The organism is Kitasatospora sp. MBT66, from assembly GCF_000710405.2.
Classification (GTDB): domain Bacteria; phylum Actinomycetota; class Actinomycetes; order Streptomycetales; family Streptomycetaceae; genus Kitasatospora; species Kitasatospora purpeofusca.
This window is the reverse complement of sequence record NZ_JAIY01000016.1, coordinates 514,397-531,491: the sequence shown is the minus strand read 5'-3', so window position 1 is coordinate 531,491 and position 17,095 is coordinate 514,397. Positions and strand designations below refer to the sequence as shown.

19 protein-coding genes are annotated in these 17,095 nt (G+C 75.1%); 11 read left to right on the top strand and 8 right to left on the bottom strand.

Annotation, left to right across the window (positions count from 1 at the left end):
• The 3 genes from BI06_RS51810 to BI06_RS38245 form a co-directional block, all read right to left on the bottom strand.
• The coding region (locus BI06_RS51810; protein WP_043475972.1) for a hypothetical protein at positions 1–210 on the bottom strand (210 nt) is incomplete at its 3' end.
• Positions 207–482, bottom strand: coding sequence for an acyl carrier protein (locus tag BI06_RS38250; protein ID WP_030393194.1), 276 nt, complete (start codon positions 480–482; stop codon positions 207–209). The genes BI06_RS38250 and BI06_RS51810, both read right to left, overlap by 4 nt.
• Positions 483–706: 224 nt before the next feature.
• On the bottom strand, positions 707–2,137 hold the full coding sequence (locus BI06_RS38245; RefSeq protein WP_030393193.1) for an AMP-binding protein: 1,431 nt from the start codon (positions 2,135–2,137) through the stop codon (positions 707–709).
• 205 nt (positions 2,138–2,342) lie between these two features.
• On the opposite strand from BI06_RS38245, the gene BI06_RS38240 reads away from it, so the two are divergent.
• The 4 genes from BI06_RS38240 (at position 2,343) to BI06_RS38225 (ending at position 6,735) form a co-directional block, all read left to right on the top strand.
• A complete protein-coding gene (locus BI06_RS38240) occupies positions 2,343–3,428 on the top strand; it encodes an alpha-hydroxy acid oxidase (protein WP_051742759.1) in 1,086 nt (361 codons plus the stop codon).
• Between the two features lie 121 nt (positions 3,429–3,549).
• On the top strand, positions 3,550–4,323 hold the full coding sequence (locus tag BI06_RS38235) for a methyltransferase domain-containing protein (protein WP_030393191.1): 774 nt from the start codon (positions 3,550–3,552) through the stop codon (positions 4,321–4,323).
• Between the two features lie 118 nt (positions 4,324–4,441).
• The gene (locus BI06_RS38230) at positions 4,442–5,383 is read left to right on the top strand and encodes an alpha/beta hydrolase (RefSeq protein ID WP_030393190.1); all 942 of its coding nucleotides are present in this window, start codon (positions 4,442–4,444) and stop codon (positions 5,381–5,383) included.
• Positions 5,380–6,735: a PLP-dependent aminotransferase family protein gene (locus BI06_RS38225; protein ID WP_078879874.1), complete on the top strand. Its 1,356-nt coding sequence runs from the start codon at positions 5,380–5,382 to the stop codon at positions 6,733–6,735. Before BI06_RS38230 ends, BI06_RS38225 begins: the two co-directional genes overlap by 4 nt.
• A gap of 88 nt (positions 6,736–6,823) precedes the next feature.
• On the opposite strand, the gene BI06_RS38220 is transcribed toward BI06_RS38225, so the two are convergent.
• The 5 genes from BI06_RS38220 to BI06_RS38200 form a co-directional block, all read right to left on the bottom strand.
• Complete coding sequence (locus BI06_RS38220; RefSeq protein ID WP_030393188.1) at positions 6,824–7,192, bottom strand: hypothetical protein; 369 nt, start codon at positions 7,190–7,192, stop codon at positions 6,824–6,826.
• A gap of 277 nt (positions 7,193–7,469) precedes the next feature.
• Entirely contained in the window at positions 7,470–8,234 is a 765-nt protein-coding gene (locus tag BI06_RS38215; RefSeq protein WP_043475970.1) for an ABC transporter permease, read from the bottom strand.
• A 32-nt stretch (positions 8,235–8,266) separates the two neighbouring features.
• A complete protein-coding gene (locus BI06_RS38210) occupies positions 8,267–9,232 on the bottom strand; it encodes a daunorubicin resistance protein DrrA family ABC transporter ATP-binding protein (protein ID WP_043475963.1) in 966 nt (321 codons plus the stop codon).
• 115 nt (positions 9,233–9,347) lie between these two features.
• The gene (locus BI06_RS38205) at positions 9,348–10,529 is read right to left on the bottom strand and encodes a glycosyltransferase (protein ID WP_043475960.1); all 1,182 of its coding nucleotides are present in this window, start codon (positions 10,527–10,529) and stop codon (positions 9,348–9,350) included.
• On the bottom strand, positions 10,526–10,825 hold the full coding sequence (locus tag BI06_RS38200; protein WP_149030609.1) for a hypothetical protein: 300 nt from the start codon (positions 10,823–10,825) through the stop codon (positions 10,526–10,528). The genes BI06_RS38205 and BI06_RS38200 overlap by 4 nt, the downstream gene beginning before the upstream one ends.
• Positions 10,826–10,972: 147 nt before the next feature.
• Between BI06_RS38200 and BI06_RS38195 the strand changes: the two genes are divergently transcribed.
• The 7 genes from BI06_RS38195 to BI06_RS51805 form a co-directional block, all read left to right on the top strand.
• Positions 10,973–11,905, top strand: coding sequence for a 3-oxoacyl-[acyl-carrier-protein] synthase III C-terminal domain-containing protein (locus BI06_RS38195; RefSeq protein WP_030393183.1), 933 nt, complete (start codon positions 10,973–10,975; stop codon positions 11,903–11,905).
• A gap of 118 nt (positions 11,906–12,023) precedes the next feature.
• Positions 12,024–12,314 carry an acyl carrier protein gene (locus tag BI06_RS38190; RefSeq protein WP_051742758.1) on the top strand — a complete coding sequence of 97 codons (291 nt, stop codon included), beginning with the start codon at positions 12,024–12,026 and terminating at the stop codon, positions 12,312–12,314.
• Between the two features lie 3 nt (positions 12,315–12,317).
• Entirely contained in the window at positions 12,318–13,175 is an 858-nt protein-coding gene (locus BI06_RS38185) for a hypothetical protein (protein WP_043475945.1), read from the top strand.
• 71 nt (positions 13,176–13,246) lie between these two features.
• Positions 13,247–13,918, top strand: a complete 672-nt coding sequence (locus BI06_RS38180; protein WP_043475942.1) for a 4'-phosphopantetheinyl transferase superfamily protein — start codon at positions 13,247–13,249, stop codon at positions 13,916–13,918.
• Between the two features lie 79 nt (positions 13,919–13,997).
• Positions 13,998–15,812: a condensation domain-containing protein gene (locus BI06_RS38175; RefSeq protein ID WP_051742757.1), complete on the top strand. Its 1,815-nt coding sequence runs from the start codon at positions 13,998–14,000 to the stop codon at positions 15,810–15,812.
• Between the two features lie 133 nt (positions 15,813–15,945).
• A complete protein-coding gene (locus tag BI06_RS38170; RefSeq protein ID WP_043475939.1) occupies positions 15,946–16,323 on the top strand; it encodes a hypothetical protein in 378 nt (125 codons plus the stop codon).
• A 100-nt stretch (positions 16,324–16,423) separates the two neighbouring features.
• The coding region (locus tag BI06_RS51805; protein ID WP_043476398.1) for a hypothetical protein at positions 16,424–17,095 on the top strand (672 nt) is incomplete at its 3' end.

Below are 17,095 nucleotides of genomic sequence, written 5' to 3'. Positions count from 1 at the left end.
CACCTCGACGGCGTCGTCCACCGTCCGGACGGCCTCGAAGGCCTCGTCGTCCAGGTCCGGTTCGATGCCGTACCGCTGCTCGAACTCGGCTATCAGCCAGGTGAGTTCGAGCGAGCCGAGTTCATCGGGTACGTCCTCGGCGGCGCGCTGCCCGAACGCCGCGAGCATCTCCAGGACCTCGGCCCGGTCGGGGCGGGCGAGGTCGGTCACGCCGGGCTGCCCGAGGTGGCGGTGGCGGCGGTGATCCGGGCCTCGACGTCGGCGGTGAACTGGTCGAGCGTCATCAGCGCGGTGGTCTCCATCTCGTCGAGGTCGAACTTGACCCCGAACTCGTCCTCGACCTGGACCGAGAGGTCGGCGAGGGCGAGCGACTCCAGGTCCAGGCCGGCCGGGCCGAGGTCGGTGTCGCCGGTGACGCCCTCGACGTCGTACTGCATCTCGGCCAGGGCGGCGAGGACGAACGCGCGGATGCGGTCCTGCATGGTGTGCTCCTTGTGCCCGGGCGCAGGCGGTGCGCACGGGGTCGTCGGGGAGGGGAAAGCGGTCCTTCGGGGCGGACTCGGGCGCCCCGGGGGCAGGCCGTGGCTGCCCGTCGGGGAATCCCGCCCGGCCCTTCCGGGCGGTTCGTGGCGGCCGGGGCACGAGGTCCCGGCCGGTGGTGCGGGGCGGCATGCGGGCGGGCGCGCCGGGTCGCGGCGCGCCCGGTTCAGCCGGCGGCGGCGCGCAGGGCGGCCGGGTCGCGCAGCAGCTTGCCGGTGGCGGTACGGGGGAGCTGGGGGAGGAAGGCGAGCCGGCGCGGCCGCTTGTAGGCGGCCAACTGCCGGGCGAGCCCGTCCTGGACGAGTGCCCGGTCGGCGCCGTCCTCGGCGGAGAGGTAGGCCTCGATCGCACCCTCGTCGAAGACCACGACGGCCTCCCGGACGTGGGGGAGGGCGGCGAGGGTCTGCTCGACCTCGGTGAGGTCGACCTTGAGGCCGCCGATCGAGACCTGCGAGTCCCGGCGGCCGAGTACGGTGACCCGGCCGGTGCCGGGGTCGAGGGTGGCGGCGTCACGGGTGTGCAGCCAGCCGTCCGCCCAGCGGGTCGGGTCGTCGAGCCCGGGGTAGGGGGAGGCGGCGGTGCGCAGCTGCAGTTCGCCGTCGACGAGCCGCAGTTCCATGCCGTGCACGGGCTGCTTGGCCGGGTGCAGGGTGCCGTCCAGGTCGGTGGCGATCACCCCGAGCTCGGTCATCCCGTACATGGTGCCGAGCGGCACGCCCCAGCGGGCGGTGAAGGCCTCGGACAGGCCGGGCCGGACCAGTTCTCCGGCGACCACCATCCGCCGCAGCTGCGGGAGTTGCGGCGGTTCGGTGGCACCGGCCAACAGTTCGGCGTGGAACGGCACCCCGATCACGGTGGTCGGGCGGTCGTCGGCGGCGACCGCGCCGAGGATTCCGGCCGCCGTCATCCGGTCCGGGACGGTGAGCGGGGCGCGCCCGTGGAGGCTGTTGAGCAGCCCGCCGACCAGGCCGAGCACATGCACCACCGAGGACAGCAGCACCACCCGCTCGCCCTCGCCGGGGAACGCCGCCAGCCGCCGGTAGCAGTCGAGTTCGCGGATCAGGTCGCTCGCGGTGCGGGCGATCACCTTGGCCGGTCCGGTCGAGCCCGAGCTGAGCTGGACCAGCGCGTGGCCGGTCGCAGCGGGCCGGCCCTCGGGCCGTGCGACGGCCACCGGGTCGACCGCCGACCAGCCGCGCAGCGCGGCCGCGGCCGGACGCCCGGCGGAGCCGACCAGCACCTGCGGGCGCAGCCGGGCGACCGCCTGCTCGACCTCGTGCTCGGTCAGCCGGTGGTCGAGCAGTGCCACCTGGGCCCCCAGCCGCCAGGCGGCCAGGAGAACGGTGACGAAGCCCAGCGAGGGCGGCAGCCGCAGGGCGGCGGTGCCACCCGGGCCGAGCCCGGCCGAGGCCAGTCGTTCGGTCTGCTCGGCGACCAGTGCGCGCAGGGCGTCACGGTCGACGGGTGTGCCGAAGCGGAGGCACTCCTCACCCCCGGGTCCGGCCAACAGCACCCGGTCGACCCAGTCGGCGGGAGCATCGGCGTGCGGGGGTGAGAAGGGCGCCGGTGAAGAAGAGGAAAAGCCGGTCAACGCCACTCCACACGTGAGGAGATTTGTCATGGACACTTGGTCGCCACTTTCCCGGGCCGTCGTCGACACCAGGCAATACGTCCAATTCCGTTGCCAGACGATTGCACAGACGATTGGTCAAATCAAGGTCTATACCAATCAGGTCCAGACCTCCTACGCTGCCGATCCGTGGGCCGGTCCGAACGCGGCCGGTCCGGGAACGAGGACGCCCGTGGCACCACTCACGCTGGCCGGGATCGAACGCGCGGCGCGCGATCAACTTGCCCCGGAAATATGGGACTTCGTCGAAGGCGGCAGTGGCGCGGAACGCACCCTGGCGGCCAACCGGGAAATGTTCGGACGCCATGCGTTCCGCCCGCGCGCGCTCGTCGACGTCTCCGAGTGCGCCCCGGCTGTCGATCTGCTCGGCACCACGCTGCAACTCCCGGTGGGAATTGCCCCGATGGCCTACCACCGGTTGGTCCATCCGGACGGGGAAACAGCGACCGCCCGGGCGGCCGGAAAGGCCGGCGCGCTGCTCGTCGCCGGAATCTTCGCCAGCCGCACCCTGGAGGACATCGCCGAGGCCGCCACCGGCCCGCTCTGGCTCCAGCTCTACTGGCTGCGCCGCCGGGAGGCCCTCGCCTCCCTGGTCGAACGCGCCGAGGCGGCCGGCTACGCGGCCCTGCTGCTCACCGTCGACGCCCCCCGGATCGGCCGCCGGCTGCGCGATCTGCGCAACGGCTTCGCCGTCCCGCCGGAGATCCGCGCGGTCAACCTCGACCCTGCCCTGATGGCCGCCAGCCACCACGCCGGCCAGGGCAGTTCGGGCATCGCCGAGCACGCCAGGGAGCAGTTCGACCCCACCCTGACCTGGGCCGACCTCGCCTGGCTGCGCGAACGCAGCCGGCTGCCGCTGGTCCTCAAGGGCGTGCTGACCGCCGAGGACGCCCGCCGCGCCGCCGACCACGGCGTGGACGCGGTGGTGGTCTCCAACCACGGCGGCCGTCAACTCGACGGCGCGCTGCCCGCCCTCGCCGCACTGCCCGAGGTCGTCAACGCCCTGCCGCCGCACATCCCGGCGCTGCTCGACGGCGGCGTCCGCAGCGGTGCCGACATCGCCGTCGCGCTCGCCCTGGGCGCCCGCGCCGTCCTGGTCGGCCGTCCGGCGTTCTGGGGCCTGGCCACCGGCGGCGAGGCCGGCGTCGGACAGGTCCTCGACCTGCTGCGCGACGAACTGGAGCACACCATGGCCCTGTTGGGCCGCCCCTCGGTCGCGGACCTGGACCGCACCGCCCTCGCGCCCTGGCCGGTCTGACGGTGCGTGCACCGACCGCCCGCGACTCGACCGCCGCCGACCCGACCGCCCCCGACCCGGCAACCCCCGCCCCGACCGCCCCGAGCTCCACCCCGACCGCCGCGACCGAAAGAGCGAGACCATGAACAGACAGGACGCCTTCCCCGGCTGGGACTGGGAGGACCCCGACGGCCTCGCCGAGCAGCTCGACCGCTTCAGCGCCGACGTCGCCACCTGCCGGAGCCTCGAACCGGCCGACGGCGGGCTCCCGTTCGACCACCAGGACTTCACCGACCTGGGCCTCACCGGCATCGAGTTCGCGGCCTTCCGGACCGCCCACCCGGGCGGCCTCGGCACCGACCTCACCGAACTCCGCGGCCCCGACGGCGCCACCGAGCCCGGCACGCTCTACCGGGTCGACGGCGACCGCTGGTTCACCCAGCTCGACATCTCCCGCCCGCTGCCCTTCGCCGACGCCAGCGTCGACTGGGTGTACGCCGAGCACCTGATCGAGCACGTCACCATGCCGGTGGCGATCGGTTGGCTGCGCGAGGCCCGGCGGGTGCTGCGCCCCGGCGGCGTCCTGCGGATCACCACCCCCGACCTGGCCCGCTACCTGAACGGCTACGCCAAGGGCGACGGCTTCCTCGCCAAGCACCACCGCCGGCTCAGCACCATGGGCTTCGGCCCGCCGATGCCGAAGCGCCCGGCCTTCCTGGTCAACCAGATCTTCCGGTACTACGGCCACCAGTGGATCTACGATCTGGACGAACTGCGGCACGTCCTCACCGAGGCCGGCTTCGAGGAGGCGCGGATCCGCCACTGCGCCTACCGCGAGGGCGTCCGCGGCGACGTCGCCGACCTCGACACCGCCTTCCGCACCGACGAGACCGTCTACGTCGAGGCCGACCGCTGACCCGACGGCCGCCCGACCGGCGACCGCCGCCACGGCCGCCCGACCGGCCACCGCCGAACCGGCAGCCCACCCGACCGCCGGCCGCCGCCGCGGCCGACCGCCGCCCCGAGGAACCCCGATGCCCCTGCACCCCCAGGCCCAGGCCCTGCGCGACCGCCGCGCGAACGCCGGCACGCCCCCGCTCTACCGCCTCACCGTGGCCGAGGCCCGCGCCGCCGACCTCGCCGACATCCGCGCCGCCGCGGGCACGCCCGAGCCGGTCGAAGCCGTCGAGGAGCACCTCCTCCCCGGCCCCGGCGGCGAGCTCACGCTCCGGCTCTACCGGCCCGCACCGCCCGCCGACGGCCGCCGCCCGGCCGTCCTGCTCTACCTGTTCGGCGGCGGCTGGACCCTCGGCTCGCCCGACACCAGCGACGCGATCTGCCGCGCGCTGACCAACGCCGTCGGCTGCGCCACCGCCTCCGTCGGCTACCGGCTGGCCCCCGAACACCCCTTCCCCGCCGCCGTCCAGGACTGCGCCGCCGCGGCCGACTGGCTCGCCGCCCGCGGGGCGGAGCTGGGCCTGGACACCGAACGCCTCGCCGTCGCCGGCGACAGCGCGGGCGGCAACCTCGCCGCCGTGCTCGCCCTGCTCGCCCGAGACCGTGGCGGCCCCGCGCTGCGCCACCAGCTGCTCGTCTACCCCAACACCGACGCCCGCGCCGACACCGAGTCGCTGCGCGAGCACGACGACCCGGCGCTGTTCAACCGCCGCTCGGTCGCCTGGTACTGGGGCAACTACCTGGCCGACCCGGCCGACGGCGAGCACCCGCACGCCTCCCCGCTGCGGGCCCAGGACCTGACCGGCCTGCCGCCCGCCACCGTCGTCACCGCCGAGTACGACCCGCTGCGCGACGAGGGCGAGCAGTACGCCGAGGCGCTGCGCGCGGCCGGGGTCCCGGTGGAGCTGCGCCGCTGGGAGGGCATGCCGCACGGCTTCTTCGCCATGACCGGCACCCTGGACGGCGCCGCCGAGGCCCAGGCGTACGCGGCCGGGCGGCTGCGCGAGGCACTCGCGTGAGCGCCCCGGCCGTCCCGGCCGCGGAAGCGGTGGCCGCCGCCGGGCCCGTCACGCTCCCGCTGGAGGAGCTGCACGGCTCGCTGGCGGACCCGCTGCTGGACGCGATGACGTTCCTGAACGAGGTCACCACCCGCTACCCGCAGGCGATCTCCTTCGCCCCGGGCCGCCCCTACGAGGGCTTCTTCGAGCCCGAGGACGTCCCCGCCTACCTGGACGCCTACCTCGACCACCTGGCGGCCACCGGCCTCGACCGCGACGCGATCCGCACCACGCTGTTCCAGTACGGCCCGACCAAGGGCATCATCAACGACCTCGTCGCCCGCACCCTGGCCCACGACGAGGGCCTCACCGTGGCCCCCGAGGCGCTGGTGCTGACCGTCGGCGCCCAGGAGGGCATGCTGCTGACGCTGCGGGCGCTCTGCGCGGGCCCCGACGACGTCCTGCTGGTCAGCTCGCCCTGCTACGTCGGTGTCACCGGGGCCGCCCGGCTGCTCGACCTGACCACGGTGCCGGTCCCCGAGGGGCCGGAGGGCGGCCCGGACCCGGAGGCCGTCCGGGCCGCCGCGCGGAAGGTCCGTGCCGCCGGACGGCGCCCGCGCGCCCTGTACGTGGTGCCGGACTTCGCCAACCCCTCCGGCACCTCGATGCCGGTGGCCGCCAGGGCCAGGCTGCTGGACACCGCCGCCGAGGAGGGCCTGCTGATCGTCGAGGACAACCCGTACGGGTTCTTCGCCCGGGACATCGGCGCCCGGCCCACCCTGAAGGCGCTCGACCGCCACCGCCGGGTCGTCTACCTGGGCTCCTTCGCCAAGACCTGCTTCCCCGGCGCGCGGCTCGGCTACCTGGTCGCCGACCAGGAGGTGACCGGTCCGGGCGGCCGGCGCACCCTGCTGGCCGACGAGATCGCCAAGCTGAAGAGCATGACGACGGTCAACACCCCGGCCCTCAGCCAGGCGGTGATCGGCGGGATGCTGCTGACCCACGACTGCCGGCTGCGGGCCGCCAACGCCCCCGCGACGGCCCACTACGCGGCCTCGATGGGGGCGCTGCTGGCCGAGCTGGAGCGGCAGCTCCCGGCCGCCGAGCGGGACCGCCTGGGCGTGTCCTGGAACGTGCCGGAGGGCGGGTTCTTCGCCGTGCTGACGGTGGGGTTCGCGGCCGACGAGGCGGCGATGGAGCGCTGCGCGCGGGACTTCGGCGTGCTGTGGACGCCGATGGCGCCGTTCTACCCCGCCGGGGGCGGGGAGCGGCGGCTGCGGCTCTCCATCAGCTCGTTGACGCCCGAGCGGATCGCGGAGGGCGTGGCCAGGCTCGCGGGCTTCCTGCGGGCCGAGGGCGGGACGGCCGGGTAGGCAGCGGCCCACGGACGTGCAACGGCGGTGCCCCTTCGTGCAAGGGGCACCGCCGTTCCGCGCAGGCAGGTGGGTTCCGGGCGGGGTGTCAGTTGCCCCGGGCTGCCCGGGGGTCGCTCGCGACGGCCTTGACGGGCGGCTTGGCGGCGACGATCTTCATGGGCGGCTTGGCAGGGACCGCCTTGACGGGGGGCTTGGCCGCGACGGCCTTGACCGGGGGCTTCGCGGCGGCGATCTTCGCCGGCGGCTTGGCGGCGACCGCCTTGACGGGGGGCTTGGCCGCGACGGCCTTGACGGGGGGCTTGGCGGCGACGATCTTCATCGGCGGCTTGGCGGAAGCCGGTGTCGCGGCGAGCAGGCCGACCACCGGCAGCGCGGCGATGGCCCCGCCCGCGATGGCCAGGCGGGTGCCGCGGCGCCGGGCGGAGGCCGGGGTGTTCTCGGACCGGGGGCTCATGCGGGTTCCTCCTGACGAACGGACGATCGACCGGTCCCGACCATAGGGCCGCCGGGTCCGCCCCGACAACAGATCACTCTCCGAACCGTGTTGACGAGGTGGTGGAGGGGCGGCGGCCCGGGCGACGAACGGGCCCGGGCGCGGGAACGCCGGGAGGCGGGCCGACCGGATCCCCTCCGGCCCGGCCCGCCCGCCTCCCGTCCGACTGTCTCGCTGTCGGTCTGCCTGTCTCTCCGGCTGTCCGTCCCTCGCGGGTCCGCCGACCCGGTGCGCCCGCTCAGCGCACCCGGGTCGAGAACAGCCGGGCCGACCAGTACACGGCCGCCGTCGTCATCACGGCGACCACCAGCAGCCCCTGCCAGACCGCGCTGTCCCCGACATGGCCCGAGAACAGTGCGCGCATGCCCTCCACGGCCCAGTAGAAGGGGTTCCACTTGGCCATCGACTGCAGCCACATCGGCGCCAGCGCCAGCGGCAGCAGCACCCCCGAGAGCAGCGCGATCGGCTGGGCGAGGGTGTTCACCACCGGTGCCATCGCCTCGTCGGCCGGCAGCACCAGCGCGATCCCGTACGAGATCGCCGAGGTCATCAGCGCGAGCAGGCCCATCAGCAGGAAGGCCAGCAGCAGGTTCAGCGGGCCGACCCGCAGGCCGAACGGCAGCGCGATGATGGTGATGATCACCGCCTGGACGAGCAGTGCCACCGTCTCCCGCAGTGCCCGGCCGAGCAGCAGCGCGAGCCGGCTGACCGGGGTCACCCGGGCCCGCTCGATGATGCCGGCCTTGAGTTCGCCGAGCAGGCTGAAGCCGGTGTACAGGCCGCCGAAGATGCACAGCACCGCCAACAGGCCCGGCACGTAGATCTGGTAGGTCTCGGCGTAGGTGGTCGCGCCCATCGGCGCCAGCACCTGCTTGAGCAGCGGTGCGAACAGCAACAGGTAGAAGATCGGCTGGATCACGCCGACGGCGATCCAGACCGGGGTCCGCCACATCAGCAGCAGCTGGCGCTGGAAGACCAGCCAGGTGTCGCGGGCGAGCTTCATCGGAGCCCCTCCTCGGGGTTCGGAGGTGAGGGTCAGGACTGCTCGATGGAGCGGCCCGTGCGGGCCAGGAACACGTCGTCCAGGCTGGGGCGCTGCAACTGCACGGTGCCGGTGGTGACACCCGCCCCGTCGAGGGCGCGCAGCAGGTGCGGGACGGCGGCCGCGCCGTCGTCCAGGTAGAGCCGCAGGCCGTCCTCGTCGCGCAGTTCCAGCCGGTGCAGTTCCGGCAGGCCGGGCTGCTCGCGCAGGGCCTTGGCGGCCCGCTCGGCCTCGCCGGCGCCGAGGCCGATGAGGACGACGTCGCCGGATATCTCGCGCTTGAGCGTCTCCGGCGTGCCCTCGGCGACGATGCCGCCGTGGTCGACGATGGAGACCCGGTCGCAGAGCGCGTCGGCCTCGTCGAGGTAGTGCGTGGTGACGACGACGGTCATGCCCTCGCCGCGCAGCCGCCGGATCTCGGTCCAGACGTGGCCGCGGCTGGCCGGGTCGAGGCCCACCGTGGGCTCGTCCAGGAACAGCACCTTGGGCGCGTGGATGACGCCGAGCGCGATGTCCACCCGGCGGCGCTGGCCGCCGGAGTAGGTGCGGCACGGCCGGTCGGCGAACTCGGTGAGCTCGAAGGCCTGGAGGGCCTCGTCGGCGCGGCGCAGGGCCTCGGCCTTGCCGGTGCCGTGCAGCCGCGCCTGCATCACGAGTTCCTCGCGCGCGGTGACGGCGTCGGTGGTGCCGCCGCCCTGGGCGACGTAGCCGATCCGGCGGCGGACCTCGGCGGGGTCGGCGAACAGGTCCGCCCCGGCGATCCGGGCCTCGCCGCCGTCGGGGCGGATCAGGGTGGCGAGCATCCGCAGGGTGGTGGTCTTCCCGGCGCCGTTGGGGCCGAGGAAGCCGAAGATCTCACCCGGAGCGACGTCCAGGTCGATGCCTCGGACGGCGTCCACGGGGGGCTGGCCGCGTTTCTTGGAGGGGTAGGACTTGCTGAGCCCCTTGGTCTCGATCAACCAGAACTCCCGTGCGGGGATGGGGTTGCCGGGGCGCCGGAAGGCGGCGCGCGGGACACCTGGGAAGTGGTGCTGCGGGCCACCCTAGGGGTTCCGGCACCCCGGAAACAATGGCCTAGACCAATGGATTGGCCCGAGGGGCACCCGGTGTGACCAGTGCCTCCACCCGGTCGGCGGCCGCCTCGGCCCCGCCGCCGGCGAGCAGTTCCGCCCCGACCCGGGCGGCCGCCGCCCGGTACCCGGGTTCGTCCAGCACGCTCCGCAGGGCCGCCGCCAGGTGATCCGGCGTCACCCGGGCGAACGGCACCCGCAGTCCCGCCCCGGCGGCCGCCACCTGGGCCGCCACGAACGGCTGGTCGTGCCGGATCGGTGCCGTGACCAGCGGCAGTCCGTGCACCAGGGCCTCGCCGACGGTGTTCATCCCGCCGTGGCACAGCACCGCGTCCAGTACCCCGCGCCGCATCAGCTCCAGCACCGGCGCCCGGTCCACCGCCACCGCGTGACCGGGCAGTTCGGGCAGCAGCTCGCCGGGCGCGGCGAACACCGGCTGCACGTCCGGCCCGCACAGCTCCAGCGCCCGCACCGCCCGGGCCAGGAAGTCCGCGCCGAGCTCGCCGGACAGGGTGCCCATGGTGACCAGCACCCGGCGCCGCTCCGGCAGCAGCCGCTCCCAGGGGAACGCCGGATCGGCCGGCCGGTCCGTCAGCACCGGCCCGACCGCGGCAAGGTGCGCGGGAACCGGCTCGGGTCCGGTCAGCGCGGGGCCGGTGAAGGCGAGCACCAGGGCGGGGGAGAAGCGCGGGTCGACGTACTCCTCCTCGGGCAGTCTGGCCCGCCGCCACAGGCCCAGCAGCAGGCCGGTCATCCACTCCTCCAGCAGCGGCAGCCCCCGGAACGGCCGCCCCAGCTCCATCGCCCCCGGCGCCAGCGTGCCCCAGGGCAGCCGGTGCCGGTGCGCCACCAGCGCCCCGGCCGGCGTGTGCTGGTCCACCAGCAGCGCGTCCGGCCGGAACTCCCGCACCGCCGCGTCCAGCGCCTTGGTGGTGAACCGCGCGTACGGGACGATGAAGCCCTCCCACAGCGAGCGGACGGCGGCCAGCCCGTGCCCGCCCTGCGCCCGGAACGCCCGGGTGCCGGTGCCGAACACCGTCGCGTCCGGCCCGAGCAGCGGCCGCAGCGCCGTCTCGGTGCCGGTCCAGGCCACCTCGTGGCCGCGCGCCACCAGCTCCCGGGCCAGGCCCACGGTCGGATTGACGTGCCCGGTCAGCGGCGGGACCACCAGCAGGAAGCGGCTCATCGGGCGTCCTCCGCGGGCAGCAGCCGCTCGACGTCGGCGACGGTGAGGGCCTCCAGCGCGTCCAGGTCCAGCCCGGCCCGCAGCGCGGCGAGGTCCACCGACGGGCCGAAGCTCCGGCGCAGGCCCTCGTGCAGCGCGGCGAGCTCGGTCTCGTCCAGCAGCAGGTCCCCGTCCAGCCGGGACTGCCCGGTCACGCCGGCGGACCAGCCGGGCGGTGCCTGTGCGGCCTCCGCCAGCAGTGCGACCAGGGCCGGAGAGACCGGCGGTACGGGGACGGGACGTTCACGATCGTTCATCAGGGACTCCACCGGCTCGACGACGCGGGGGCGGGGGGACGGCGGCACTGGGCCTGCGCGTTCCGTGGGGTGAGCTGTGCGGACTGTGCGCCGCAACCGCCCGAGATCACTTGTGCGGACCCGTCGGGCGTGGGAATACTAGCCCGCGTGACCGCACTGGAGGCAGTGGCCGTCCACCTCCCCCACCACACCGTGCCCATCGAGGCAGTGGGCGAGAGACTGGGCCTGACCCCACGTCAACTTCGACTCTTCCGCCGCTTCCACGGCCTGGACCAGCTGCGACTGGACCCGGACGGGAAGCTGCCCGACCTGCTCGGCGCCACCGTCGACGCCCTGACGGAGCTGCGCGGACGCGAACGGGACGTCCGTTTCGTGATCCACGCGCGCAGCATGCCGGTGGCCGTGCCCTACCCGCTCAACCCCCTGCACGACCTGCTCCACCGCTACGGCCTCGGCCACGCCCAGGCCTTCACCGTGACCCACCACGCCTGCGCCGTCGGCCTGCTGGCCGTCGACCTGGCCGGGCGCCTGCTCGCCGAGGAACCCGACCCACGGGCGCTGGCCCTGGTGCTCACGGGGGAGAAGACCTTCACCAAGGACGCCCAGGTGGTGCCCGAGACCGGCATCTTCGCCGAGGGCGCGGCTGCCTGCCTGGTCAGCGCCGACGGCGAACACGACCGGGTGCTGTCCTACGCGGTGCGCCAGCGCCCCGAGTTCGACGGCCGGCTGGCCGAGGACCAGGATCTGCTGGCCCGCTACCAGCGGGAGTACCCGGATGTGATGGTCGAGGCGATCGAGGCCGCCCTCGACCAGGCAGGTCTGGACCTCTCCGACCTGGCGCTGCTGCTCCCGCACAACGTCAACCAGGCCTCCTGGCGCACGATCGCGCGCCGGATCGGCTTCCCGATCGGGAAGGTGGTGCTGGACAACGTGACGTCGGTGGGGCACAGTTTCGCTGCGGACGGCCTCATCAATCTGCACACCGCCACCACGCGGGGGCTGCTCGAGCGGGGCGACCGCTACCTCGTCGCGGCCGCCGGTATCGGAGCGACCTTCTCCGCCATGGTCGTCGAGCACTGACGCCGGACGGCCGACCCGCCGTCGGCCCGTCCTCCCCGGTCCTTCTCCTCTTCCCCCGGGCGCCGGTCCTTCGGCCGCTCCGCCCCACTCCACCACGCACGACGGGACGGTCCTACCCATGTCCGACCAAGTGGTCCAGACCACCGACACCGAGCTGCGCGTCCGGATCCTGCACAGCCTGGGCGAGCTGATCCCGCGCGTCCTCAAGCGGGACCCGTTCGAGATCCCCGAGAACGCCTGCCTCTTCGACGACCTCGGCCTCACCTCGGCCGGCACCATCGAGCTGATCCTCGAGGTCGAGGAGGCGCTCGACATCCAGGTCGACGTCGAGCAGATCACCGAGGACGACCTGCGCTCGGTCACCAACCTGGCCGACTACGTCGCCTCGCACATCATCGCCGAGGACTGACCGGTGCCCGCCGCCCCGGGTCTCACCCGGGTGCTGACGCGGTACGCCGACGGCCGCTCCGAACTCTCCCTCGACCCCGACCTGCGGGTCTTCGTCGCCGACCTGGTCCGCCCGTACGGCCTGCCGCTGCGCGAGGACCTGCTGGCCGAAGGGGTCGGGCACGCCTACGAGGAACTGGCCGCCGGCCTGCTCGCCGAGGCGCTCGGACCGGACGAGCCGGCGGACGTACTGATCCAGGCCTTCGACTCGCCCGACATCCGGCCCGGCGCGCCCACCTCGCTCGCGCTCAGCCGCTCCTGCGCGGGCACGCCCACCGCGCTCGCGCTCTGCGACCAGGGCACCGCCGGGGCGTTCGCCGCGCTGCGCGCCGCCCTCGCGTACCAGCGGACCGGCGTCGCCCGGCGCGCGGTGGTCGTGCTCGCCGAGCAGACCGCGCTGCACCACCGGCCGCCCGAACCGGTCACGCTGCCGGACCGCCACTGTGCCGTCGTGCTGGTCTGCGAGACCTTGCCGGGCGAGGAGTTGACGGTCCGTCAGGAAAGTGGCGCGGCGGTCGGTCCGGACGATTCCGTCGGGTCCGTCGGGTCCGTCGGGTCGGTCGAGTCGGTCGCGGAGGAGGTCCGCCGGCAGGCGAAGGCGCTGGGGGAGGACGCGGCCGTCCTGCTCGCCGCCGGGCTGGAGGTGCCGGGCCTGGACGCCGTCCGCGTCCCCGCCGGCCAGCCGTTCACCGGACTCTGGTCGGCGCTCGCCGAGCGGCTGCCCGGCTGGCGGGCCGAGCGGCGGCCGGTGCTGCTGGCCGACTTCGACCCGAGACTCGGCGTGCTCTCCACCCTGACCCTGCGCGCCGGTCCGCCGTCATGACCGGCTCCGGTGCGGCCCCGGCCGGCACCGGTGCCACTGCTCCGGCTACTCCCGCTGCTTCCGTTGCTCCGGTGACCGGCCCGGACCCGATCGACGTGTGGCTGATCCCCACCGACCAGCCCGAGCCGGTGGTCCGCGCCCTGTACGAGCTGCTCGACCCGGCCGAACGCGCCCGCGCGGACGGTCCCGACCGGCGCTTCGGGCGACGGTTCACCGTCGCCCACGGCGCCGTGCGCCTGCTCGCCGGAGCCCGGCTCGGCCGCGACCCCGCACGGCTGCGCTGGCACTACGGCCCGCACGGCAAACCCGGGATCGACGGCCTCGCCGTCAACCACTCCGCCTCCGGCGCCCTCGCGGCCGTCGCCCTCACCGAGGGGCGCGCGGTCGGGGTGGACGTCGAGGAGGTCCGGGACGCGCGGGTCGCGGTGCGGATGGCCCGGCGTTACTTCCCGGCCGCCGAGGCCGAGTCGGTCGCCGCCGACCCGGACCCGGCCGGGCGCTTCACCGTGCTCTGGTGCCGCCGCGAGGCGTGCGTCAAGGCGTACGGCGGGCGGCTGGTCCAGGGTTTCGGGCTGCCGCTGGACGGCCCGTCGCCGCTGCTGCTCGCCGACCCCGGGGCGCTCGGTCCCGGCCCCTGCCGGGTCGAGGACGTGCCCGCCCCCGGCTCGTTCCGGGCCGCGGTGGCCGCCGTCGGACCCGGCCCGGCCACCGTCCGCCAACGGGTCTGGTCACCGAGCAACTGACCTGCACTGTCAGGTACTTGACGAAACATCAAGACTTTTCGAGGCCCCGCCGACATCCCAGGTTTCTGGTCTGGACCACATGATCGCCCCGCTGGTAGCGTCCCGACCGCACCTCGCCCAGACCTGCGAACCGAAGGGCGCGATCGACGTGATGACGCACGACGTGACCGAGACCGAGGGCCTGATCACGGCCCGCTTCCACGGCGTGGGCGGCGGCTCCGGCCCGCTCACCCTCGGCCAGGACAACATGCTCCGCTGCATCGGGCGCGACCGGCCCGAACAGATCAACCGCGAGTCGGTCTGGCCCGTCCCCGAGGGCACCACCGTCGCCACCGCCGTCGACGCCCTGCGCGCGCTGCTGGAACGGCACGAGTCGCTGCGCACCGTCTTCCCGCCCGGACCCGGCGCGGACGGCTTCCCCGAATGCCAGGAGGTTTGCGCCGAGGGCGAGTTCACCGTCGCCCTGGTCCCCGTCGGCGACCGCGAGGGCGCCGGGATCGACGCCCTGGCCGACGAGGTGGGCCGGGCCGACGTCGCCCTGCCCTTCGACCTGACCGCCGCCCCGCGGCTGCGCTTCACCCTGCTCACCGAAGGCCGACTCGTCCACCGGCTGGTGGTGGTGGGCTGCCACGCCGGGGTCGACGGCGTCGCCGTCACCCTGCTCATCCGCGACTGGCTGGCCCTCGCCGCCGGCGCGCAACTGCCGCCGGCCGGCTCCCGCACCCCGCTCGAACTGGCCGCCCTGGAGCAGAGCCCCCAGGGGCGCCGCAAGACCGCGGCCGCGCTCAAGCACTGGGAGAGCGTGCTCACCACCGGACCGTCGAGCTCCTTCTCCGTCGACGGCATGACCCCCGGCCCGACCGAGGGGACGGCCGCCCTGCTGCTGCGCTCCCGGACCGCCGCCGCCGACCTCGAAGCGGTCTGCCGCCGCACCGCCGCCGGGCCCTCGGCCGTGCTGCTCGCCGTCTTCGCCGCCCTCGCCGCGCACCGCGCAGCCCGCACCGACCTGGTGATCTCGGCCCTGTCGGCGAACCGCCAGCGCTCCGCCCTCGCCGACCACATCGGCACCCTGGCCCAGGACGCCCTGATCGCCCTGGAGGTCGGCCCCTCCGGTGCGGAGGACGACCTGGACGCCCTGATCGGCCGCACCAAGGTCGCCTCCTTCACCGGCTACTGGCACAGCACACTCAACGCCGACAAGGTCTGGCAGCTGGTGGAGGACGTCGCCGAGCGGCGCGGCGCCCGCTTCAACCGGCAGATCGTCGTCAACGACCTCAGCCTCGCCATCCCCGAGACCATCTCCGACGCCCGCCCGGCCCCCACCGCCGACCCCGAGGTGCAGTGGCTGCCGGACCAGCCGCTGCCGGTGCGCCTGATGCTCAACATCCTGCGCACCGCCGGCAGCCTGGAGTTCGCCCTGCTGGCCTGCCCCCAGGTGTTCGAGCGCGCCGACGCCGAGCGCTTCGCCCGCGCCCTCCCCGCCGTCCTCGCGGCCGCCGCCGCGGGACCGCTGCTGCTCACCGACCTGGCCGCCCTCAGCGGCCTGCGCCCCGCCACCCGCACCGGCGACTGGCAGCGCATCGGCGCCGACTGGATCGACCTCGCGGCCGTCCGCGCCCTGGTCGCCGACGCCCTCGGCGCGCGGGCGACGGCGGTCGACCTCGGCTACGAGGACGGCCGGCTCACCGCCCGGATCGCCACCACCGACCAGGACCTCACCCCCGCCGAGGTACACCGTGCCGTCGTCGCCGCCCTCCCCGGCCGCGAGACCGCGATGGCCCCGCACCACTACGCCGTCCACCACCACCCCGGCCCGCTGCCGCTGCTCACCTGGCCGACCCTCCCCGCCCACACGGAGGGCTCGGGCCGCGCGGAGGCGGTACCCGCGGGGTAAGGGGCCCGTCCCGGGCCGCCACCGTTCCTCCCCGGAACACCCGGCCTCCGCTCACGCGGCGCGTTCGGCCCCGTACCGTACGCGCTCCTTCCGGGGTAGCCTCCGGGGAGGGGCGGGCGGAGGGGGAGAACACATGCATGTCCGGGACATGGTGGCGGCGACGGTGGTGGCCGAGATCCTGGGCGTCCTGTTCGCCTGTCTGCTCGGTCTGGCGGTGTGGCTGCTGCTGGGGGAGGGATGGCTGCGTGACCTCCCCTGGGCCCTCAGCACCGTCGGAGCCGTCGGGGTCGCGGTCGAGTACGACCGCAAGCGCCCGCCGCGCCGGTTGCGCGGAGTGCTGGCCGGCGTGGCCGCCCTCGGCGCGGTGGCCGTCGTCGTCGCGGCGGTGGCGGACCGCGTGCTCCCGGACGCCGCCGGGGCCGGGCTGATCGGCGCGATCGCCCTGCTGCTCGCGGTGCCGGTGGCCAACGGCGTGCTCGCCGCCGCCGCGGGGCGCCCGGCCGAGGGCTGACCCCTGCCGATCGCGGTCCTCCCCGCTGCGGCCCGGCCGGGCCCGGCGGAGACTGGGGGCGGGCCCCGGCTCCCGGGGCGCCCCCGACGCCGGGAGGGCCATGCTGCTCGGACTCACCACCGCCCTGGTCGCCACCGTCTGCTTCGGCTTCGGCTCGGTGTTCCAGGCGGGCGGCGCACGGGAGGCGCCGCCCGCGGACCGGGTGCGGGTCGGCCTGCTGGCCGCCCTGCTCCGCTCCTGGCGGTTCCTGCTCGGCACCGGCCTGGACGTCGCGGGCTTCGCACTGAGCATCGTCGCCCTGCGCACCCTGCCGCTGTTCCTGGTCCAGGCCGTCACCAACGCCAGCCTCGCCGTCACCGCGCTCGCCGCCGCCCGGCTGCTCGGGGCCCGGCTGCACCGCGCCGACCTGCTGGGCATCGCCGCCGTGGTGGCCGGTCTGACCCTGCTGGCCCTCGGCTCCGGGCACGCGGGCCGCGGCCACGCGTCCGCCGCCTTCCACTGGGCGCTGCTCGGCACCACCGTGCTGATGCTGCTGCTCACCTTCGTCCTCGCCCGCCGCAGCGGGAACGCGGCGGCGGTCGGCCTCGGCCTGCTGGCGGGGGTCGGCTTCGGGGTCACCAGCCTCGCCGTCCGGGTCCTCGACGTGTCCGGGCCGCTCGACGTGTTCACCGACCCGGCCGCGTACGGGCTGGCCCTGGGCGGCCTCGGCGGGTACCTCGCCTACGCGCTGGCGCTCCAGCGCGGCACGGTGACGGCGGTGACCGCCGCCGGG

Excerpts from the sequence above, each read along its gene's own strand:
- BI06_RS38215 (WP_043475970.1), bottom strand. The coding sequence starts at position 8,234 with ATGAAGCTCGCCCGCGACACCTGGCTGGTCTTCCAGCGCCAGCTGCTG.
- BI06_RS38170 (WP_043475939.1), top strand. The coding sequence starts at position 15,946 with ATGCATGTCCGGGACATGGTGGCGGCGACGGTGGTGGCCGAGATCCTG.
- BI06_RS38205 (WP_043475960.1), bottom strand. The coding sequence starts at position 10,529 with ATGAGCCGCTTCCTGCTGGTGGTCCCGCCGCTGACCGGGCACGTCAAT.
- BI06_RS38250 (WP_030393194.1), bottom strand. The coding sequence starts at position 482 with ATGCAGGACCGCATCCGCGCGTTCGTCCTCGCCGCCCTGGCCGAGATG.
- BI06_RS38230 (WP_030393190.1), top strand. The coding sequence starts at position 4,442 with ATGCCCCTGCACCCCCAGGCCCAGGCCCTGCGCGACCGCCGCGCGAAC.
- BI06_RS38200 (WP_149030609.1), bottom strand. The coding sequence starts at position 10,825 with ATGAACGATCGTGAACGTCCCGTCCCCGTACCGCCGGTCTCTCCGGCC.
- BI06_RS38235 (WP_030393191.1), top strand. The coding sequence starts at position 3,550 with ATGAACAGACAGGACGCCTTCCCCGGCTGGGACTGGGAGGACCCCGAC.
- BI06_RS38220 (WP_030393188.1), bottom strand. The coding sequence starts at position 7,192 with ATGAGCCCCCGGTCCGAGAACACCCCGGCCTCCGCCCGGCGCCGCGGC.
- BI06_RS38190 (WP_051742758.1), top strand. The coding sequence starts at position 12,024 with ATGTCCGACCAAGTGGTCCAGACCACCGACACCGAGCTGCGCGTCCGG.
- BI06_RS38175 (WP_051742757.1), top strand. The coding sequence starts at position 13,998 with ATGATCGCCCCGCTGGTAGCGTCCCGACCGCACCTCGCCCAGACCTGC.